Source organism: Rhizobium sp. N324 (assembly GCF_001664485.1).
Classification (GTDB): Bacteria; Pseudomonadota; Alphaproteobacteria; order Rhizobiales; family Rhizobiaceae; genus Rhizobium.
On the sequence record NZ_CP013630.1, the window covers coordinates 4,432,566 to 4,451,706 of the forward strand.

At 62.3% G+C, this 19,141-nt stretch carries 21 protein-coding genes; 11 read left to right on the forward strand and 10 right to left on the reverse strand.

Translation table 11 applies throughout. The annotated features are described in order from the left end of the window. The first annotated feature begins 107 nt into the window (after positions 1 to 107). The 8 genes from rimM to AMK05_RS21395 all read left to right on the forward strand — a co-directional run bounded on the left by rimM (position 108) and on the right by AMK05_RS21395 (position 6,207). Positions 108 to 677 (forward strand): ribosome maturation factor RimM, encoded by a 570-nt coding sequence (gene rimM, locus AMK05_RS21365; protein ID WP_064841480.1) that lies wholly within the window; start codon positions 108 to 110, stop codon positions 675 to 677. Next, positions 677 to 1,378 (forward strand): tRNA (guanosine(37)-N1)-methyltransferase TrmD, encoded by a 702-nt coding sequence (gene trmD / locus AMK05_RS21370; RefSeq protein ID WP_064841038.1) that lies wholly within the window; start codon positions 677 to 679, stop codon positions 1,376 to 1,378. The genes rimM and trmD overlap by 1 nt, the downstream gene beginning before the upstream one ends. A 213-nt stretch (positions 1,379 to 1,591) precedes the next feature. Beyond that, on the forward strand, positions 1,592 to 2,137 hold the full coding sequence (rplS, locus tag AMK05_RS21375) for a 50S ribosomal protein L19 (protein WP_064841039.1): 546 nt from the start codon (positions 1,592 to 1,594) through the stop codon (positions 2,135 to 2,137). A 145-nt stretch (positions 2,138 to 2,282) separates the two neighbouring features. Beyond that, positions 2,283 to 3,080: a transporter substrate-binding domain-containing protein gene (locus AMK05_RS21380; RefSeq protein WP_064841040.1), complete on the forward strand. Its 798-nt coding sequence runs from the start codon at positions 2,283 to 2,285 to the stop codon at positions 3,078 to 3,080. A gap of 16 nt (positions 3,081 to 3,096) precedes the next feature. Beyond that, entirely contained in the window at positions 3,097 to 3,909 is an 813-nt protein-coding gene (locus AMK05_RS21385) for an amino acid ABC transporter permease (RefSeq protein ID WP_064841041.1), read from the forward strand. 38 nt (positions 3,910 to 3,947) lie between these two features. Further along, the gene (locus AMK05_RS34715) at positions 3,948 to 4,109 is read left to right on the forward strand and encodes a hypothetical protein (RefSeq protein ID WP_003589725.1); all 162 of its coding nucleotides are present in this window, start codon (positions 3,948 to 3,950) and stop codon (positions 4,107 to 4,109) included. Between the two features lie 75 nt (positions 4,110 to 4,184). Then, positions 4,185 to 5,594, forward strand: coding sequence for a 3-isopropylmalate dehydratase large subunit (leuC, locus tag AMK05_RS21390; RefSeq protein WP_064841042.1), 1,410 nt, complete (start codon positions 4,185 to 4,187; stop codon positions 5,592 to 5,594). A 259-nt stretch (positions 5,595 to 5,853) separates the two neighbouring features. Further along, complete coding sequence (locus AMK05_RS21395; RefSeq protein WP_064841043.1) at positions 5,854 to 6,207, forward strand: hypothetical protein; 354 nt, start codon at positions 5,854 to 5,856, stop codon at positions 6,205 to 6,207. Positions 6,208 to 6,302: 95 nt separating this feature from the next. On the opposite strand, the gene AMK05_RS21400 is transcribed toward AMK05_RS21395, so the two are convergent. Together AMK05_RS21400 and AMK05_RS21405 are read right to left on the reverse strand one after the other, a co-directional pair. Continuing rightward, positions 6,303 to 7,133, reverse strand: coding sequence for an aldo/keto reductase (locus AMK05_RS21400; RefSeq protein ID WP_064841044.1), 831 nt, complete (start codon positions 7,131 to 7,133; stop codon positions 6,303 to 6,305). A 131-nt stretch (positions 7,134 to 7,264) separates the two neighbouring features. Next, complete coding sequence (locus AMK05_RS21405; protein ID WP_064841045.1) at positions 7,265 to 7,786, reverse strand: L,D-transpeptidase family protein; 522 nt, start codon at positions 7,784 to 7,786, stop codon at positions 7,265 to 7,267. Between the two features lie 167 nt (positions 7,787 to 7,953). Here AMK05_RS21405 and AMK05_RS21410 point away from each other — a divergent pair, with 167 nt between their 5' ends. Together AMK05_RS21410 and AMK05_RS21415 are read left to right on the forward strand one after the other, a co-directional pair. Continuing rightward, positions 7,954 to 8,637, forward strand: a complete 684-nt coding sequence (locus AMK05_RS21410; RefSeq protein WP_003582964.1) for a response regulator transcription factor — start codon at positions 7,954 to 7,956, stop codon at positions 8,635 to 8,637. A 113-nt stretch (positions 8,638 to 8,750) separates the two neighbouring features. Next, a complete protein-coding gene (locus AMK05_RS21415; protein ID WP_064841046.1) occupies positions 8,751 to 9,206 on the forward strand; it encodes a cyclic nucleotide-binding domain-containing protein in 456 nt (151 codons plus the stop codon). A gap of 6 nt (positions 9,207 to 9,212) precedes the next feature. Here the strand turns inward: AMK05_RS21415 and AMK05_RS21420 are convergent, their stop codons facing one another. The 6 genes from AMK05_RS21420 to tesB form a co-directional block, all read right to left on the reverse strand. After that, the gene (locus AMK05_RS21420; RefSeq protein ID WP_064841047.1) at positions 9,213 to 10,016 is read right to left on the reverse strand and encodes an exodeoxyribonuclease III; all 804 of its coding nucleotides are present in this window, start codon (positions 10,014 to 10,016) and stop codon (positions 9,213 to 9,215) included. 102 nt (positions 10,017 to 10,118) lie between these two features. Next, positions 10,119 to 10,787 carry an outer membrane lipoprotein carrier protein LolA gene (locus tag AMK05_RS21425; protein WP_064841048.1) on the reverse strand — a complete coding sequence of 223 codons (669 nt, stop codon included), beginning with the start codon at positions 10,785 to 10,787 and terminating at the stop codon, positions 10,119 to 10,121. Positions 10,788 to 10,927: 140 nt separating this feature from the next. Beyond that, entirely contained in the window at positions 10,928 to 13,615 is a 2,688-nt protein-coding gene (locus AMK05_RS21430; RefSeq protein ID WP_064841049.1) for an FtsK/SpoIIIE family DNA translocase, read from the reverse strand. A gap of 281 nt (positions 13,616 to 13,896) precedes the next feature. Then, entirely contained in the window at positions 13,897 to 15,333 is a 1,437-nt protein-coding gene (locus AMK05_RS21435; RefSeq protein WP_064841050.1) for an ammonium transporter, read from the reverse strand. Positions 15,334 to 15,357: 24 nt separating this feature from the next. Next, a complete protein-coding gene (locus AMK05_RS21440; RefSeq protein ID WP_003543684.1) occupies positions 15,358 to 15,708 on the reverse strand; it encodes a P-II family nitrogen regulator in 351 nt (116 codons plus the stop codon). Positions 15,709 to 15,929: 221 nt separating this feature from the next. Next, complete coding sequence (tesB, locus tag AMK05_RS21445) at positions 15,930 to 16,814, reverse strand: acyl-CoA thioesterase II (RefSeq protein WP_064841051.1); 885 nt, start codon at positions 16,812 to 16,814, stop codon at positions 15,930 to 15,932. Positions 16,815 to 16,897: 83 nt separating this feature from the next. On the opposite strand from tesB, the gene AMK05_RS21450 reads away from it, so the two are divergent. Further along, on the forward strand, positions 16,898 to 18,112 hold the full coding sequence (locus tag AMK05_RS21450) for a ubiquinone biosynthesis hydroxylase (protein ID WP_064841052.1): 1,215 nt from the start codon (positions 16,898 to 16,900) through the stop codon (positions 18,110 to 18,112). Between the two features lie 17 nt (positions 18,113 to 18,129). Here AMK05_RS21450 and AMK05_RS21455 read toward each other — a convergent pair whose 3' ends face one another. Both AMK05_RS21455 and AMK05_RS21460 read right to left on the reverse strand, forming a co-directional pair. Beyond that, on the reverse strand, positions 18,130 to 18,318 hold the full coding sequence (locus AMK05_RS21455) for a Trm112 family protein (RefSeq protein ID WP_003589705.1): 189 nt from the start codon (positions 18,316 to 18,318) through the stop codon (positions 18,130 to 18,132). A 9-nt stretch (positions 18,319 to 18,327) separates the two neighbouring features. Next, positions 18,328 to 19,014 (reverse strand): LON peptidase substrate-binding domain-containing protein, encoded by a 687-nt coding sequence (locus AMK05_RS21460; RefSeq protein WP_171899839.1) that lies wholly within the window; start codon positions 19,012 to 19,014, stop codon positions 18,328 to 18,330. Positions 19,015 to 19,141 lie beyond the last annotated feature (127 nt).

Genomic DNA, 19,141 nt, shown 5'->3' on the forward strand with positions numbered 1-19,141 from the left:
TTCCCTGATCGGACGGGCGGCATGGCGACATGCCGCCCGTTTTCGTTTCCAATTGATCGCACTTCGTTTATGAGAAACCTGTCTTTCGGCTTCACATGAAGGAACCCATGACAAAGCTTGAAAACCCCGTTCTGATGGCGACGATCGGCGGCGCGCAAGGTCTCCGTGGAGAGGTGCGCGCCAAGGCCTACACGGCCGATCCGAGCGCCCTTGGCGATTACGGCCATCTGCACAGCATGGACGGCCGCAGCTTCGAAGTCCTCGAAATCCGCGAGACGAAGAATGTCGTCGTCGTCCGTTTCCGCGGCGTCAACGACCGCAATGCCGCCGAGGCGCTGAACGGGCTCGAACTCTATATCGAGCGCGACAATCTGCCGGACGAGGAGCTTGAAGACGACGAGTTCTACTATGCCGATCTCGAAGGCCTGGAAGCACGCGACGACAAGGGTGCCAGCTATGGCACGGTCACCGGCGTCTTCGATTTCGGCGCCGGCGATTTGCTGGAACTCAAGGGTCCGGGCAAGCGACCGGTGCTGATCCCCTTCTCCGAAGCCTCGGTGCTGGAAATCGACCTCGAGGCCGGCACGCTGCTGATCGACCCGCTGGCGGCGGGATTGGTCGACGATGCCGAAGAGCTTTCGAAATTCACCGCGGACAAGCCGAAAAAGAAGAAGTGATGGCTTTCCGGGCGAGCGTGCTGACACTCTATCCGGAAATGTTTCCGGGACATCTGGGCTTCTCGCTCGCCGGCAAGGCGATGGAGCGCGGGCAATGGTCGCTGGATGCGGTGCAGATCCGCGATTTCACCACCGACAAGCACCGCACCGTCGACGACACCCCGGCCGGCGGCGGCGCCGGCATGGTGCTGAAACCTGACGTTCTCGCGCGTGCGATCGACAGCACCGCGGAAAACGATACCCGCCCGCGCCTGCTGATGAGCCCGCGCGGCCGGCCGCTGACGCAGGAGCGCGTGCGCGCGCTTGCTTCGGGCGATGGCGTCATCATAGTCTGTGGCCGCTTCGAGGGCGTCGACCAGCGGGTGATCGAGGCGCGCGGGCTGGAGGAGGTCTCGATCGGCGACTACGTGCTGTCAGGCGGCGAGCCGGCGGCGCTGATCGTGCTCGACGCGATCATCCGCATCCTGCCCGGCGTCATGGGCAACGATCTTTCCGGCCTGCACGAAAGCTTCGAAGGCGGGCTGCTGGAACATCCGCATTATACCAGGCCGCAGGCGTGGGAAGGCCGGGAAATTCCGGCGATCCTGACCTCTGGCAATCACGGCGCCATCGAGAAATGGCGGCACCAGGAAGCGGTGCGGCTGACGCGGGAGCGGCGGCCGGACCTTCTGGAAAAGGCGAAAACCGAGAAAAACGGCTGATACCAGCCTCCCTTTCACAAAAATGTCGTGCGAGGGATGACAAGCCCCGGCCTTTCGTGTATTGGCGCACGCGGAAATGGGGTTATCCCCGTCTGCCAGCAAACAAAGAATGGCGAACCCGCTCCCGCCCTGAAGGGCAAAGTCCTGAGGCCAGTTCCAAAGGATTCAGTGTCGAGCGCTCTGGCTGTTTCAGAAGAACCAAAGGTTAAGACGATGAACATCATTCAGCAGCTTGAGGCCGAACAGGCCGCCAAGATCGAAGCCAAGCGCACGCTTCCCGAATTTTCCCCGGGCGATACCGTCCGTGTCAACGTGAAGGTCACGGAAGGCAACCGTACCCGCGTTCAGGCCTATGAAGGCGTCTGCATCGCCCGCTCCGGCGGCGGCCTGCAGGAAAACTTCACGGTCCGCAAGATCTCCTACGGTGAAGGCGTCGAGCGCGTATTCCCGGTCTACTCGCCGATGATCGAAAGCGTCGACGTCGTTCGCCGCGGTAAGGTCCGCCGCGCCAAGCTCTATTACCTGCGTGATCGTCGTGGCAAGTCTGCCCGTATCGTTGAAGACACCGGCGTGCGCGCCCGCAAGCTCAACGACGCCGAGCGCGCCGCCATCGCCGAGGAAAAGGCACGCATCGAAGCTGAAAAGATTGCAGCAGCTCAGGCGCTCGCCGCCGAGAAGGCAGCAGCCGAAGCAGCAGAAGCCAAGGCCGCTGCTGAAGCAGCAGCCGCTGCCGCCGCAGCGGAACCGGCAGCAGAATAAGATCTGCGCACGCAAAATTCTTTCGCTTGGAAAGGCGGCCTTCGGGTCGCCTTTTCTCTTTTTTGCTTGGGCACGCAGCCGGCGGCCTTGCCTTCGGCACGTTTTCCGTGACAATTTTCGCCGTTCAATCCCGGAGAGCCGTTCCATGCTGTTTCGTCGTACTGTCCTTGCGAGCTTCGCCGCCCTTGCGCTTGCACCCTTGGCCGCATCGGCTGCTGAGCTGCCCAATCTTGGCGGAAAGAACGTCGTCGTCGTGACCGAGAACGCCTACCCGCCGCTGCAGTTCGTCGACCCGAAATCCGGCAAGCCGATCGGCTGGGAATATGATGCGATGAGCGAAATCGCCAAGCGGCTGAATTTCAAGGTCGAATACCAGAACACCAGCTGGGACGCGATGATCCAGGCGGTGTCCGACGGCCAGTACAATATCGGCATGACCGGCATCACCATCAAGGACGATCGCAAGCAGAAGGTGGATTTCTCCGATCCCTATATGCGTTCGCAGCAGTTCATGCTGGTGCGCGGCGACGAGAAACGTTTCACCGATGGAAAGTCCTTCGCCGCATTCAAGGATGGCCTGGTCGGCGCCCAGCCCGGCACCACGCCCTTCTACACCGCCGTTTACGAGGTGCTCGACGGCAATGAGCAGAACCCGCGCATCAAGCTCTTCGAAACCTTCGGCGCCACCGTTCAGGCGCTGAAGGCCGGCGACGTCGATGTGGTGCTGACCGACGGCACCGCCGGCAAGGGTTATGTCGATGCCTCGAACGGCGCCCTGAAGCTGATCGGCGGGCCGCTCGGCACCGAGGATTTCGGCTTCATCTTCCCGAAGGGCTCCGATCTCGTCGCCCCCGTCAACGCCGCCATTTCAGTCCTCAAGGCCGACGGCACGCTGGATGCGCTGAACAAGAAGTGGTTCCTCGACTACAAGATGGGCGAATGACGCCGAGCCATAGCTGATGGCTTTGCGACCATCTCCCGACAGACACGTCAAGGACGACTATCCATGGTGGCTGGTCGCGCTCGTTGCGATCGGCATCGTCCTTGCCGCGGTCATCGTCACCAACGACATCTACGCCCAGGTCTTCCGCACCGTCGTCAACGGTGTCGGTATCACCGTCTTCGTGACGCTGGTCGCTTTCGTGCTCGCCACCCTGCTCGGCCTCGGAATCTGCCTGCTCGGCATGGCCGATAGCCCGGTGCTGCGCCAGATCGCACGCTTCTACATCGAGATCATCCGCGGTATCCCGATCCTGGTGCTCCTGTTCTACGTCGCCTTCGTCGGCGCTCCGGCCCTGGTTGCCGGCTATAATTTTCTGATTTCGCCGCTGGTGAGTTCAGGCATGGCCGAACCCATCCTGGTGCGCGATCTGTCGCTGATGTGGCGGGCGATCATCGCGCTGACGATCGGTTATTCCTCCTTCATCGCCGAAATCTTCCGGGCCGGCTTCCAGTCGGTCGATCTCGGCCAGATCGAGGCCGCCAAAGCACTCGGCCTTTCCCGCTACCGGCGTTTCCGCTCCGTCGTCTTCCCGCAGGCGATCCGGGTGATCTTCCCGCCGCTTTCCAACGATTTCGTCTCGATGGTCAAGGATTCATCACTCGTCTCCGTTCTCGGCGTCGCCGACATCACCCAGATGGGCAAGGTCTATGCCGCCGGCTCCTTCCGCTTCTTCGAGACCTATTCGATCGTCACCTATATCTACCTGATCCTGACGATCGGCCTGTCGCTGGCGCTACGGCGGACAGAGAAATGGATGAAGTCGCGGTAAAGCCGTGACACGCCGAGGAGACCGCGGAAGGGCTGTTGATGATTCAAATTGAAGCCGCCGCGAAAAATCGCTATATGCAGGCGATGGAATCCAAGTTCAGATGCACAGGCGCGCATATTTTCGTGCTGCAGGACCATTATCGCCTGCCGGCGCGGTTCTTTGCATGCGTGTCCGGTGCGCTCAACAGCCGACTTCGTTGATCGAATGACGGCCGGCGGAGCTTGATCCGCTTTTTACTCGATTTCCCAAAAGCATCCAAAAACGGACTTAACGCCATGAGCGCACCGCGTACCCTCTACGACAAGATCTGGGACGATCATCTGGTCGACGAACAGAAAGACGGCACCTGTCTTCTCTACATCGACCGCCACCTGGTCCACGAAGTCACCTCGCCGCAGGCGTTCGAAGGCCTGCGGATGACCGGCCGCAAGGTTCGCGCCCCGGAAAAGACGCTCGCCGTCGTCGACCATAACGTTCCGACCTCGCCCGACCGCCATCTCGGCATCAAGAACGAGGAAAGCCGCATCCAGGTGGAAGCGCTGGCGACCAACGCCGCCGAATTCGGCGTCGAATATTATTCGGCAAACGACAAGCGCCAGGGCATCGTTCACATCGTCGGTCCGGAACAGGGCTTCACCCTGCCCGGCATGACGATCGTCTGCGGCGACAGCCACACCTCGACGCACGGCGCCTTCGGCGCGCTGGCGCACGGCATCGGCACCTCCGAAGTCGAGCATGTGCTGGCGACCCAGACGCTGATCCAGAAGAAGGCGAAGAACATGCTGGTGCGGGTCGATGGCCTGCTGCCGCCGCACGTTACCGCCAAGGACATCATCCTCGCCATCATCGGCGAAATCGGCACCGCCGGCGGCACCGGCCACGTCATCGAATTTGCCGGCGAAGCGATCCGCTCGCTGTCGATGGAAGGCCGCATGACCATCTGCAACATGACCATCGAAGGCGGCGCCCGCGCCGGCCTGATCGCCCCTGACGAAAAGACCTTCGAATACATCAAGGGCAAGCCGCGCGCGCCGAAGGGCGAGGCGCTGGAGCAGGCGATCGCCTACTGGAAGACGCTGCAGACCGACGAGGGTGCGCATTACGACCGCGTCGTCGTGCTCGATGCCGCCAGCCTGCCGCCGATCGTCTCCTGGGGCTCCTCGCCCGAGGACGTCATCTCCGTCCAGGGCATCGTTCCCAATCCCGACGATATCCAGGACGAGACCAAGCGCACCTCCAAATGGCGCGCGCTCGACTATATGGGCCTGAAGCCCGGCACCAAAATGACCGACATCACGCTTGATCGCGTCTTCATCGGCTCCTGCACCAACGGCCGCATCGAGGATCTGCGCGAAGTCGCCAAGGTGGTCGAAGGCAAGACGGTTGCCGCAACCGTCGATGCGATGATCGTTCCGGGCTCCGGCCTCGTCAAGGAACAGGCGGAAGCAGAGGGCCTCGACAAGATCTTCAAGGCCGCCGGCTTCGACTGGCGCGAGCCGGGCTGCTCCATGTGCCTTGCCATGAACGACGACCGCCTGAAGCCGGGCGAGCGCTGCGCCTCGACCTCGAACCGCAACTTCGAAGGCCGCCAGGGCTTCAAAGGCCGCACGCACCTCGTCTCGCCGGCAATGGCGGCGGCGGCGGCGATTGCCGGTCATTTCGTCGATATCCGCGAGTGGAACTGATCCCTCGTCCGACGGGAAGAGTATGAAAACCGCCCGATGCGCTCCGCGCGCATCGGGCGGTTTTGCTTTCTATGGCGGCTGCGCCCTATCCCGCTGTAATTCAACGGGTAAGCCCGTTTGTGGATGGCCCGCTTTGCCAATTTCATCCTTTCGGGCAATCGACATCGGAAAACGCCTGTGGCCTCATCGATATGGGGCGCGATACACGACAGATCCCGTTCAGGCCTTCGGCGAACACCGCGCCATCGAGGGAAGGGCCATGAGGCAGAAAATAGTACGGAGTTTACTGCAAGCCAGCCTGTTCGTGTTTGCATCCCTGACATCGATCGACACCGCCGGCGCCGGGACCCTCCATCCCGCGATCGCAGTTATGGCGCCGTCCGGCCTGCTGCAGCAGGTCGCGCAAAACGAGATCCCATCCCTCAACGGATATCGCGGCTATGGCAGCCCCCGGCCCGGCTATATCAAGAGCTCGAACGGCTATTGGTATCCCGCGCGGGCTTTCAACACTTCTGACGAATATACCGGCTCGATCGGACGGCCACAGCGCATGAACAATAGCTGTGACTTCGGCTTTGCCCCGACGAACGGATCGTCGAACTGCAATTACTGATCGAAGTCCGCATTCTCCGTCATGCGGCAGTCGCCGCGGGTAGTTTACCCGGAAGACCGCCGCAGCAATTGTTTTAGCGCTGATCGCAACGGTGATCAGAAAGTTGCCGTCATCGGGTCCGGCCCCATGCGGGCGCCGGCGCTGTCGAGCCTGGCAATCGCCGCCATATCGTCGGCATCGAGCTTGAAGTCGAACACCTGGAAATTCTCCTCGATGCGCGACGGCGTCACCGACTTCGGGATGACGACGAGGCCGGTGTCGAGGTGCCAGCGGATGATGACCTGAGCCGGCGTCTTGCTATGTTTCCGGGCGATCTCACCGATAACGGGGTTCGAGATGAACTTGCCCTGGCCGAGCGGGCTCCAGGATTCAGTGGCGATACCAAGTTTCCTGTGCGCCTCCTGCGCCGCTTTCTGCTGAAAGTCGGGATGCAGCTCGATCTGGTTGATGACCGGAACGACGCCGGTTTCGCCGATGATGCGCTCCAGATGTTCGGGACAGAAATTCGACACGCCGATCGAGCGGGCGCGGCCCTCTTCGCGGATGCGCACGAAGGCCTTCCAGGTTTCGGTGTAGAGGCCGCGATGCGGCGACGGCCAGTGAACGAGATAGAGGTCGACATAGTCGGAACCGAGCTTCTTCAGACTGCCGTCGAAGGCGCTGAGCGTATTGTCGTAGCCCTGGTCGGTGTTTCTGAGCTTGGTGGTGACGAAGATGTCCTTGCGGTCGAGGCCGGAGGCGCGGATGCCTTCGCCGACACCCTCTTCGTTGTCGTAGCCGGACGCCGTATCGATATGGCGATAGCCGGCGGCAATCGCCGCGCGCACCGTCGGAGCGGCGATCTCCTGCGGCGTCTGCCAGACACCGAGGCCGACCTGGGGAATGGAATGTCCGTCATGGAAAGTGATGATGGGTTGAGCGGTCACACTATATCTCCGGGAGTTTGAAGAATTGGACGAGGCATGAATTGCGCCCGCACTTTGGAGCGTCCCGGAGCGCATTTCAGCCTGAGCGCTCGGTCACCGGAAAGATATAGGCAGCCGGATCCGGATGACAATCAGAGGACCCGGACAATCGTCCCCTTCCGAAGATGCGGCAGAAGCCGGCGCATGTCGCGCAGGCTGACCGCCACGCAACCGGCCGTCGGCTCGTAGCCTGGGCGGATGAGATGGAAGAAGATCGCCGAGCCGCGATTGCGCACCCGCGAGGAGATGTTCCAGTCCATCACCAGGCAGATGTCGTAAAGCCCGTCGCTGCGCCGCATCTCCTCATGGCTTGCGCCGAACGGCGCCCGGACGAGGCGGTTATAGCTGGCGTTGCCGGGCTGATCACACCAGAGCATGTCGGCGCGGATTCGGCGGATGGGAAGCGGGGTAGCAAGCCGGCCGTTGCGCTCACCGCGCCGGAAGCCGGATATCAGCCGCATCGAGGCGATCGGCGTGGCGCCGTCGCCCTCGCGTTTGATCACGCTGCGGCCGGAGCGGCCGATCGCGGCAGGGACGGTGATCGCGCCGAGCCGGACGATCGCCCGGCTCTTGCGCCCGGGCGCCGGCCGCACCACGATCGTCGACGGCTTCACCCCCGGCGCCCGCCTTGTTTTTTCCATTTTTCTCGCATGTCTTGCATTGTCTGGGGCTCCGATTGAAATCATATCAAAACCTGCGCTGCAACGGCCCGCCGCGCGATCCTTGCCAAATGAGGAATTTGGCGTAGGACTAGGGGACTTAACATGAGGAAAGCAAGGGCATGACCGCACGCACCATTCTTTTGGTGGATGACGACGATGACCTTCGTCAGACGCTGACGGAGCAATTGTCGCTGTATGAGGAATTTTCGGTTCTGCAGGAAGCCAACGCCGGCAAGGGTGTTGCCACCGCCCGCTCGACGCCGGTCGACCTCTTGATCATGGATGTCGGCCTGCCCGATATGGATGGCCGCGAGGCGGTCAAGCTGCTGCGCAAGGGCGGCTTCAAGGCGCCGATCATCATGCTGACCGGCCACGATACCGATTCGGATACGATCCTCGGCCTCGAAGCCGGCGCCAACGATTATGTCACCAAGCCTTTCCGCTTCGCCGTGCTGCTCGCGCGCATCCGGGTGCAGCTGCGCCAGCACGAGCAGAGCGAGGACGCCACCTTCACCGTCGGCCCCTACCTGTTCAAACCGAGCCAGAAGCTGCTGACCACCGACAACGGCCAGAAGATCCGGCTGACGGAAAAGGAGGCGGCGATCATCCGCTATCTCTACCGGGCCGAACAGAAGGTCGTCACCCGCGACGTGCTTCTCGAAGAGGTCTGGGGCTATAACTCGGGCGTCACCACGCATACGCTGGAAACCCATGTCTATCGGCTGCGCCAGAAGATCGAGCGCGATCCCTCCAATGCCGAAATCCTGGTGACGGAAAACGGCGGCTACAAGATCATACCCTAGAGCAATTCCATTTTTCTCCGAATCACGGAAATGCTCCATCTCTTTGTTTTCACCCAATTCCAGCAAAACCACGACGCAGTTTTGCTGGAATCGCTCTAAGGCGAAAAGCTCGCATGGCGCTGACCGACGACATCCGCATGCTCGCGCAGCTTCCTCTGTTCAAGGACATGAACGAGGATCAGCTGCGGCTGATTGCCTTCGGCGCCGACCGGCGCATGATCGCCGCCGGCCAGATGCTGTTTCGCCAGGGCTCGCCCGCCGAGAGCGCCTATGTCGTCCTCAGCGGCAGCCTGGAGCTGAGTGCAACGAGCAGTGACGGCATACAGAGGACGGGGGGGATCGCCGGCCCGGGAACGCTGGTTTCCGAGCTGGCGCTGGTGACGCTGGTGGAGCGCAAATTCACCGCGGTCGCGCGCGAGGACACCAGCATCATCCGCATTACCCGTGCCCTTTTCCACCGGCTGATCGAAGAATATCCGGAAGCAGCCCGGCCGATCGAGAACCGCATCCGCGACAATCTCGCCGAACTTGCGGCAAAGGCCGCAAGCCAGTTCTACCGCTTCAGCTGAGCGCTGTCACAGATCGAAATGCGCCGTGACCGGCACATGGTCCGAGGGCCGATCCCAGCCGCGCGCCTCCTTCAGGATCTCGATGCGCCGGAGATGCGGCCCGAGATCCGATGACGACCAGATATGGTCGAGACGGCGGCCGCGGTCGGCCGCCTCCCAGTCCTTGGCGCGGTAGCTCCACCAGGTATAAAGCTTCTCGCTCTCCGGCACATGATGGCGCATGAGATCGAGCCAGGCGCCGCGCTTCATCACCTCGAGCAAGCCGTCGGTTTCGACGGGCGTATGGCTGACGATTTTCAGCAGCTGTTTGTGCGACCAGACATCGTGCTCCAGCGGCGCGATGTTCAGGTCGCCGACCAGGATCGCCGACGTATTCGCCTCGCCATTGGCTTTCAGATGCTTCATCTCCTCGATGAAATCGAGCTTGTGGCCGAATTTCGGATTGATCGTGCGATCCGGCTCGTCGCCACCGGCCGGGACGTAGAAATTGTGCAGCCGGATACGGCGGTTGCCATGTTCGAAGATCGCCGAGATATGGCGGGCATCGCCGACCCCGCAATAATCCTGCCGGTGATCCTCCGTCAGCGGAATGCGCGAGGCGATCGCCACGCCATGATAGCCCTTCTGGCCGTGGATGATGATGTGATCGTAGCCCATGGCCCGCAGCGGGGCCGCCGGGAAGAGCTCGTTCGTCACCTTGGTTTCCTGCAGGCAGAGAATATCCGGCCGCTGCTTGAGAACGAGCTGCTCGACGATCGGCATGCGCAGCCGCACCGAGTTGATGTTCCAGGTGGTGATCGACAAGCCCATATGCCCAGCCCTTTCATGCTTTCATGAAAGGGCTTTAGAACAAAGGCGGACAGGAGGAAACCGGCCGCGTGCAAAAGCCGCGGGCGATCAACCGAAAAGGCCTCAGTCGCGCGACTGCGGCGTGCCCGGAATGGTCTCATAGGGCACGCGGAAGACGCGATCGTCGAACTGCACGCCTGTCTTGACGTTGAAAATCATCACCGACGTGTCCTTGCCCTGATTGTCGGTGATCGTCCACTGGCGCAGATCGTAGGTCTTCGGGTCGAACATCATGGTGATGGTCGAGTTTCCGAACACCGTATTGTTGCCGAGCGCGATCGTCGTCAGATCGGACTCTTCCTTCACGCCCTTCACCATGCCGGCCGACAGGTCGATGCGCTGCGCCAGCAGCAGGCTGAGCGGCGTCTTGGAAAGCGGATAGAGATCCCAGGTTTTCAGCTTGGTATTGCCGATGGCGACGTTCTTGCCGTCGGCGATCACCCGCATCGGCGACGGATCGTCATAGTTGAAGCGCAGCTTGCCGGGACGCTGGATGAAGAACTTGCCGCCGGTCTGCTCGCCGCGCGGACCGAACTGCACGAATTCGCCCTGCATCGTCGTGACGCCGGAGAAATGGTCGGCGATCGCCTGCGCCGTGCCGGAGGCCGGAGCCGCCGCCTGCGCATGCGCGCCGAAAGGAATGGCGCTTGCCATCGCAGCGAGAGCAAAGGCGCCGAGAAGATCGCGGCGCGTTACCGTCAGGCCGGAGAGGAAGGTGTCGGAGTTACTCATCTAAATCTCCTTTATGCGATCTGCATGCTGCCGAAAGGCGGCGTCTTCAAGGCGTTGCGATCCTGCCTGCGTGAGGTAACGGCTTGGCTGCCGTCAGGTTTCCGCAAAAGCGGTCCCATCGGAAATATATGCCGATTATTTCAGCGGTCGAGGATGTCGCCTTCTGTGGGAACGAGAATTTCGCGTTTGCCGGCATGGTTGGCCGGCCCGATGATGCCCTCCTTCTCCATCCGCTCGATGAGCGAGGCGGCCCGGTTGTAGCCGATGCCGAGTCGGCGCTGGACGTAGGAGGTCGAAGCCTTGCCGTCGCGCAGCACGATGGCGACGGCCTGGTCATAGGGATCTTCCGAATCCGAAAGATTCGACGTGCCGGCGGGGCCGCCGCCACCGCCGCCGTAATCGCCATCGTCGTCGTCATCGGCAGTGATGGCATCGAGATACTGCGGCGAGCCCTGGGTCTTCAGATAGGAGACGATCTCCTCAACCTCGACATCCGAGACGAACGGGCCGTGCACGCGCTGGATACGCCCGCCGCCCGCCATATAGAGCATGTCGCCCTGGCCGAGCAGCTGTTCGGCACCCTGTTCGCCGAGAATGGTGCGGCTGTCGATCTTCGAGGTCACCTGGAAGGAAATGCGGGTCGGGAAGTTCGCCTTGATCGTGCCGGTGATGACGTCGACCGACGGGCGCTGCGTCGCCATGATCACGTGGATGCCGGCGGCACGCGCCATCTGCGCCAGACGCTGCACGGCGCCTTCGATATCCTTGCCGGCGACCATCATCAGGTCGGCCATTTCGTCGATGATGACGACGATATAGGGCATCGGCCTCAGGTCGAATTCTTCGGTCTCGTACATTGCCTCGCCGGTGTGGCGGTCGAAGCCGGTCTGCACCGTGCGCGAAATCGCCTCGCCCTTCGACAGGGCCTGCTCGACGCGGGTGTTGAAGCCGTCGATGTTGCGCACACCGATCTTCGACATCTTCTTGTAGCGCTCTTCCATCTCGCGCACCGTCCATTTGAGCGCGACGACGGCCTTCTTCGGATCGGTGACGACGGGCGAAAGCAGATGCGGAATGCCGTCATAGACGGAGAGTTCGAGCATCTTCGGGTCGATCATGATCAGCCGGCACTGTTCCGGCGTCATGCGATAGAGCAGCGACAGGATCATCGTGTTGATGGCGACCGACTTGCCCGAGCCGGTGGTGCCGGCGACGAGCAGATGCGGCATCTTGGCAAGGTCGGCAATGACGGCTTCGCCGCCGATCGTCTTGCCGAGCGCCATGGCGAGCTTGGCCTTGCTGCCGTCGAAATCGCGGGACGCGATGAGTTCGCGCAGATAGACGGTCTCGCGCGTCTGGTTCGGCAATTCGATGCCGATCGCGTTGCGGCCGGGCACGACGGCGACGCGGGCGGCAATGGCGCTCATCGAGCGGGCGATATCGTCGGCAAGGCCGATGACCCGCGACGACTTGATGCCGGGCGCCGGCTCCAGTTCATAAAGCGTGACGACGGGACCGGGGCGGACATGGATGATCTCGCCCTTGACGCCGAAATCCTCGAGCACGCCTTCGAGCATGCGGGCGTTCTGCTCCAGCGCATCGGCCGAAAGCGTCGAATCGCGCACGACATTCTTCGGTTCGGCAAGCAGATGCATCGAGGGAAGCTGGAAACCTTCCGGACGAATGAACGAGCCCTGCGCCTCCCGCTCGACACGGGCGCCGGGCTTCGGACGTGAGACGGCGGGAACGACACGCGGCTCCGGCTTGCCGGCGGCTTTCGCCGGCGCGCGGATCATCCAGTCGTCGTCATCGTCATCCGGCAGGATATCGGCCGGGCGCGGCGGCATATCGCGGTCGAACGGCAGATCGTCGTCATCATCTTCGTCGTCGATGGAAAGCGACGGCGGCGCGACGATGCGGCGCGGCGAAGCCGCCCGTGCTCCCATCGATGGCTCCATCGACGGTTCCATCCGCTCGCCGCGCGTCGCCGGCGCCTTGGCGCGAACCGGTTCGTTCAGCGTGCCGAACTCGTCATCGTTGAAATCATAGGGCGATTCGAAATCGCCCTGGCGGCGCTTGCGCGGCCCCATGCCGAGAAGGCGGCGCAGCCGCCCCTGGCTCATGTACCAGGCATGCGTCACCGCACCGCTGAGAGCGACCCAGCGCGACTCGTCCTCCTCGTCCTCGTCTCCGACGACGCGGGCCTTGCTTGTCGTTCCGACGTAATCTTCCTCGATCTCCTCCTCGGCCTCGCTGCGGCCGACCAAACCTGAGGCAAACAGCATCATCCAGGCGGTCGGCGCGGCAAAGATGCAGCCGACGACCATGGCGAAGGTACCGGTGGGATAAGCGCCGACGAAGAGGGCGGGAAAGCGCAGGATCATATCGCCGACGACGCCGCCGATGCCGTTCGGGATCGGCCAGGTGAGCGGCGGCGGAAAGCAGCCGATCACCGCGCAGGACAGCACCGTGCCGGCGAGCCAGGCGCCGGCACGGGCGGGGATGCGGCTGAAGCGGCGGCCCGAGATCAGCGCCAGCGCCCAGGCGACGATCGGCAGCATCGAAACGACGCTGGCAAGGCCGAGAAACTGCATGACGAGATCGGCAAAGGCAGCACCGCTGTAGCCGAGGATGTTGGTCGGCAGGTTGGCCGTGGCATAGGAATAGCTTGGATCGGCGACGTTCCACGTCGCCAGGGCCGCGACGCAGAGTGCCAGCAGCAGAAAGATCGCAAAGCCGATGAGCGCCTGGATCTGCCGCAGCATGAATGCCGAGAAGGAGAACCGATCCGGACGGCCATCCATCGCCGGCGACGTGCTTCTTGCCATGTGTCTAACCCGTCCAATGCCTGAGGGCATGCGAATCACCGAAGCTTCGCCATGCCAAAATGCGTCCGCTCTACCTAATCAGAGCCGGGTTAAAGCGATGTTAACCATGCATGCCGGGACGTGCATTCCGGACGGGGAAATCAAAAAAGCCCGAACCTGGAAAGGGTTCGGGCCAAATGCGGTCTATGACAGCTTTTCCGGGTCTAACCCGGAAAAGCTCTAGATAGGCCGCGACGGGCCGTGAAGCGGCGCCCGTCTGCCGGGCGCCGCAAACCCTGTGATCAGGAAGCGTGGTAGGCGGCTTCGCCGTGGGTCGAAAGGTCGAGGCCTTCGCGCTCGGCTTCGACGCTGACGCGCAGGCCGATGACGACGTCGACGATCTTGTAGAGGATCGCCGAACCGATGCCCGACCACAGCAGCGTCGTCAGCACGCCCTTGGCCTGGGCGAGCACCTGGGTTGCGGTGCCGGCATAGGAAGCAGCGAAATCGGCCGTCGAATAATCGACGATGCCTGCACCGCCGAGCGCCGGGTTGACGAGGATACCGGTGCCGAGAGCGCCGAGGATGCCGCCGACGCAATGCACGCCGAAGACGTCAAGGCTGTCGTCGTAGTTGAACTTGTTCTTCACGACGTCGACGAAGAAGTAGCAGACCGGCGAGACGACGAGGCCGAGAACGATCGAGCCCATCGGGCCGGCAAATCCGGCGGCCGGGGTGATGGCGACGAGACCGGCAACCGCACCCGAAGCGCCGCCGAGCATCGACGCCTTGCCACGGGTCAGGCTTTCGACGACGCACCAGGAGACGGCGGCAGCAGCCGTCGCGACGAAGGTGTTGATAAAGGCAAGCGAGGCGTAGCCATTGGCTTCGAGGTTGGAGCCGGCATTGAAGCCGAACCAGCCGACCCAGAGCAGCGATGCGCCGACCATGGTCAGGGTCATCGAATGCGGAGCCATGATTTCCTTCTTATAGCCGGTGCGCTTGCCGAGCATGATGGCGCCGACGAGACCGGCGATACCGGCATTGATGTGGACGACCGTGCCGCCGGCGAAGTCGATTGCGCCGTAGGAGAAGATCAGGCCGGCCGGCGAGGTGTAGGAGCTAGGACCGCCCCAGAACCAGACCATATGCGCCATCGGGAAGTAGATGAAGGTGACCCAGAGCACGACGAAGAGCATGACGGCCGAGAACTTGACGCGCTCGGCGAAGGCGCCGACGATCAGGCCGGGCGTGATGCAGGCGAAGGTCATCTGGAAGACGATGAAGGTATATTCCGGAATGGCGACGCCCTTCGAGAAGGTTTCGGCGAGCGATGAGGTGTTGACGCCGGCCAGGAACGCCTTCGAGAAGCCGCCGACGAAGCTGTTCAGCGAGCCGCCGTCTGTGAAGGCGAGCGAATAACCGTAGGTCACCCAGAGCAGCGCCACGACGGCGGTGATCATGAACACCTGCATCAGCACGGAGAGCATGTTCTTGGCGCGGACGAGGCCGCCGTAGAACAGCGCAAGGCCGGGGATGGTCATCAGCAGGACGAGCGCCGAGGAGATGAGCATCCAGGCATTGTCACCCTTGTCCATGGTGAAGGCCGGAGCGGCGGCAGCGGTAGTGGCGGCTGCGGCGGGCGCAGCCTCCTGCGCGAAAGCGACAACCGGCGCCAGCAACGCGGCCGAAGTTGCGCAGATCAGCGCAAAGGGGGAAGAAAACTTCGAAGTCGACATTGAAAAAAGCTCCTTGTCTGCCGCTTACAGCGCTTCTGAATCGGTTTCGCCCGTACGGATGCGCACGGCATGATCGATCGAATAGACGAAAATCTTGCCGTCGCCGATCTGACCGGTTTTGGCCGACGCCGCGATGGCTTCAACCGCCCGGTCGACGAGTTCCGATGCAACGGCGATTTCGATCTTGAGCTTCGGCAGGAAGCTGACCGCATATTCGGTGCCGCGATAGATTTCGGTATGCCCCTTCTGGCGCCCGTAACCCTTCACTTCGGTTACGGTCAGTCCCTGAATACCGATCGCCGTAAGAGCTTCGCGGACCTCATCGAGCTTGAACGGCTTGATAATAGCCATCACAATTTTCATCTGGTTTCCCATCCTTCGTTATCCTCGGCACGGAGCCGACTCTCCTTGCCGCTGACATTCCTGGACAGCGACCGGCGATATACATTCAAAGGACGTGCCAGATTCGAGGCGGGATATAACTTATTGAAAAACAACGACTATAATATAGGACGCCAATAAAGAGGCAAATGACCGGCAAATAACCGCCCAACAAGCGCACAAATAATGCGCAAATTTTTAAAGATGCATATTATTTATTCATTTGCCTTTTTCCGAATCAGACCTTCCTGCGCAACGGAGGCGATCAGCACGCCTGATCGGGTAAAGAGGCTGCCGCGGGTCAGCCCTCTGGCGCCCGAAGCCGAAGGGCTGTCCTGCGTATAGAGCAGCCAGTCGTCGAGCCTGCAGGGTCTGTGGAACCACATGGAATGATCGAGGCTCGCCACCTGCAGGCTCTGATCGAAGATGGAGGTGCCATGCGCATAGAGCGACGTATCGAGCAGCGTCATGTCCGAGAGATAGGCAAGTACCGCCGCCTGATAGAGCCGGTCGTCGGGAACCGGGCCGGTGGCGCGGACCCAGACGTCCTGTTTGGGGTCGAGCTTCTTGTCGGAAAAATAATGCGTCAGCGAGACGGGACGGATCTCGATCGGTCGCTCGCGCTGCCAGTATTTTCGGATCGCCTCCGGCGCATGCGTCAGATACTGATCCTTGATCTGCTGTTCGCCGAGCAGCGCTTCGGGCATCTGCACCTCGGGCATGGCGATCTGGTGGTCGAAGCCCGGCTCCTCCACCTGGAAGGAAGCCGACAGCGTGAAGATCGCCTTGCCGTGCTGGATGGCGACGACGCGCCGCGTATTGAAGCTTGATCCGTCGCGGATGCGCTCCGCCTGGTAGATGATCGGCACCGAGGGATCGCCGGGGCGCATGAAATAAGCATGCAGCGAATGGACGAAACGCGCGCCCTCGATGGTGCGCTGCGCCGCCATCAGCGCCTGGCCGATCACCTGGCCGCCGAAGACCCGCTGCCAGCCCGCCTGCGGGCTGCGCCCACGGAAGATATCGACCTCGATCGGCTCCAGGTCGAGCGTCGCAAGCAGCGTCTCCATCGCCGAAGGCCCTGATATTTCGCGCGTCATTTTGTATGCCTCCCGGCGGTAGGAAGTGAAGTTGCGATGATCTATATAGGTCACATCTGAGGCACAAGGTACGGGAGCGCGCGATGCTGGATATGCTGGTTGTGGGCGGGGGTTATGTCGGCCTTTCCGCCGCTGTCGCGGTCAAGCAGGCAGCACCGCATCTGAATGTCGCGGTCGTCGAGGCGGCCCCGGAACATGTCTGGAAAAACGATACGCGCGCTTCGGCCGTCATCGCGGCGGCAGCGAAAATGCTCGAAATCTTCGGCGTCTGGAACGAGATCGAGCCGGAGGCTCAGCCGATCACCAAGATGATCGTCACCGACTCGAAAACCGCCGATCCGGTGCGACCGGTGTTTCTCACCTTCGACGGCGAAGTGGCCGAAGGCCGGCCTTTCGCCCATATGATCCCGAATGTGGCGATGGTCGCAGCGCTGCGCGGCGTCTGCGAGCGCCTCGGCATCGACATCCGCCATGGCCTCGGCGCCACGGAGCTGAAGACGCACGACAGCCACGTCACCGTCACGCTTTCCGACGGCAGCACGCTGGAGAGCCGGCTGCTGGTGGCCTGCGACGGTGTGCGCTCAAAACTGCGCGACCTCGCCGGCATCAAGACCGTCACCTGGGACTACGGCCAGTCCGGCATCGTTGCGACAGTCGAGCATGAACGGCCGCATGAGGGCTGCGCCGAGGAGCATTTCCTGCCGGCCGGACCCTTCGCCATCCTGCCGCTCAGAAACAACCGCTCCTCGCTGGTCTGGACGGAGCGCACACATGACGCCGACCGGTTGGTCGCCGCCGACGATCTGGTTTTCGAGGAGGAGCTCGAACGCCGCTTCGGCCACAAGCTCGGGGCGCTGAAGATCATCGGCGACAAACGCGCCTTCCCGCTCGGCCTGACACTCGCCCGCGCCTTCGTCGCGCCGCGTTTTGCGCTGGCCGGCGACGCCGCCCATGGCATTCACCCGATTTCGGGACAGGGCCTCAACCTCGGCTTCAAGGATGTGGCGGCCCTTGCCGAAACCATCGTCGAGGCCGATCGCCTCGGCCTCGATATCGGCTCGATCAACATTCTCGAACGCTACCAGACCTGGCGGCGCTTCGACACCTTCCGCATGGGCATGACGACCGACGTGCTGAACCGGCTGTTCTCCAACGACGCAACACCGATCCGCATCGCCCGCGACGTCGGCCTCGGCATTGTCGACCGGCTGCCGCGCCTCAAATCCTTCTTGATCGGCCAGGCGGCCGGAACGACCGCCAAGGACAATCCGCGGCTGCTGGCCGGCCAAGCAATTTGAGCTCGATTTGAAGAGCGTTATTCGTCGAGGCGGCGGGCTTCGGAGACCAGCATGATCGGAATGCCGTCGCGGATCGGATAGGCAAGCCGCGCTTTTTCCGAGACAAGCTCATTGTGCTCGCGATCATAGGAAAGCCGGCCCTTGGAGAGCGGGCAGACCAGGAGATCGAGCAGTTTCGGATCGACGCGGCTGAGTTTTTCGTCCATGGCCGAAGTCTACTGCAGAACCGTGTCGGAGTCACCGAAGACACGCGCCAGTACGATCTCGGTAATGGCGATCAGCGTTTCGGCCCGCGTCTTCAGATCGGGCGCCTCTAACAGCGCCTGTTTTTCCGCCGGCCCGAACGGCGACATCATCGCCAGCGAATTGACGAGCGTCAGATTGCTCGCCCGCTCGACGCTCTCCCAATCGGCTTCCAGCTTGTTGGCATCGAGATAGGCCTTGAAGGCGGTCAGAAGTGCTGCGCGGTCGACCGCCTCCTCCTCGTTGGCGGCCGAGAGATCGGCGATGAACGGGGCGATACGGAAGGTACGGAAGGGATCGCTGGTGGTTTTCTCCTCCAGCAACCGAAAGCGGCAGACGCCGGTCAGCGAGACGATATAGCGCCCATCGCCGGTCTCGGCGAAGGAGGTGATGCGGCCGAGGCAGCCGACAGCGGCAAGGTTGGGATCGCCGCCTTTGTCTTCGTGTTCGCCGAGCGCCGGCTGGACCATGCCGATCAGCCGGTTTCCCGTCAGTGCCGCATCCAGCATCGCCAGATAACGCGGTTCGAAAATGTTGAGCGGAAGCTGCCCGGCCGGCAGAAGGAGGGCACCGGTCAGGGGGAAGACGGCGATCGTATCAGGCAGATCGCCCGGCTTCAGGTATCTGGCATTCCCGACTTGCATGTAACCGTCCCGCATTCTTGTAACGGGCATGCCCGTCCTGACGAGAATGTGGTGCCCCCGCTCGAAAACGCAAGGGCAGATGCTCGAAACTTAGCCCATACCCCGGAAAATCGGAATCGGCTTTCAACGGGATTGGACACCG

Coding starts and splice junctions, on each gene's coding strand:
- rimM (WP_064841480.1), top strand. CDS start 108: ATGACAAAGCTTGAAAACCCCGTTCTGATGGCGACGATCGGCGGCGCG.
- trmD (WP_064841038.1), top strand. CDS start 677: ATGGCTTTCCGGGCGAGCGTGCTGACACTCTATCCGGAAATGTTTCCG.
- rplS (WP_064841039.1), top strand. CDS start 1,592: ATGAACATCATTCAGCAGCTTGAGGCCGAACAGGCCGCCAAGATCGAA.
- AMK05_RS21380 (WP_064841040.1), top strand. CDS start 2,283: ATGCTGTTTCGTCGTACTGTCCTTGCGAGCTTCGCCGCCCTTGCGCTT.
- AMK05_RS21385 (WP_064841041.1), top strand. CDS start 3,097: ATGGCTTTGCGACCATCTCCCGACAGACACGTCAAGGACGACTATCCA.
- AMK05_RS34715 (WP_003589725.1), top strand. CDS start 3,948: ATGATTCAAATTGAAGCCGCCGCGAAAAATCGCTATATGCAGGCGATG.
- leuC (WP_064841042.1), top strand. CDS start 4,185: ATGAGCGCACCGCGTACCCTCTACGACAAGATCTGGGACGATCATCTG.
- AMK05_RS21395 (WP_064841043.1), top strand. CDS start 5,854: ATGAGGCAGAAAATAGTACGGAGTTTACTGCAAGCCAGCCTGTTCGTG.
- AMK05_RS21410 (WP_003582964.1), top strand. CDS start 7,954: ATGACCGCACGCACCATTCTTTTGGTGGATGACGACGATGACCTTCGT.
- AMK05_RS21415 (WP_064841046.1), top strand. CDS start 8,751: ATGGCGCTGACCGACGACATCCGCATGCTCGCGCAGCTTCCTCTGTTC.
- AMK05_RS21420 (WP_064841047.1), bottom strand. CDS start 10,016: ATGGGCTTGTCGATCACCACCTGGAACATCAACTCGGTGCGGCTGCGC.
- AMK05_RS21425 (WP_064841048.1), bottom strand. CDS start 10,787: ATGAGTAACTCCGACACCTTCCTCTCCGGCCTGACGGTAACGCGCCGC.
- AMK05_RS21430 (WP_064841049.1), bottom strand. CDS start 13,615: ATGGCAAGAAGCACGTCGCCGGCGATGGATGGCCGTCCGGATCGGTTC.
- AMK05_RS21435 (WP_064841050.1), bottom strand. CDS start 15,333: ATGTCGACTTCGAAGTTTTCTTCCCCCTTTGCGCTGATCTGCGCAACT.
- AMK05_RS21440 (WP_003543684.1), bottom strand. CDS start 15,708: ATGGGAAACCAGATGAAAATTGTGATGGCTATTATCAAGCCGTTCAAG.
- tesB (WP_064841051.1), bottom strand. CDS start 16,814: ATGACGCGCGAAATATCAGGGCCTTCGGCGATGGAGACGCTGCTTGCG.
- AMK05_RS21450 (WP_064841052.1), top strand. CDS start 16,898: ATGCTGGATATGCTGGTTGTGGGCGGGGGTTATGTCGGCCTTTCCGCC.
- AMK05_RS21455 (WP_003589705.1), bottom strand. CDS start 18,318: ATGGACGAAAAACTCAGCCGCGTCGATCCGAAACTGCTCGATCTCCTG.
- AMK05_RS21460 (WP_171899839.1), bottom strand. CDS start 19,014: ATGCGGGACGGTTACATGCAAGTCGGGAATGCCAGATACCTGAAGCCG.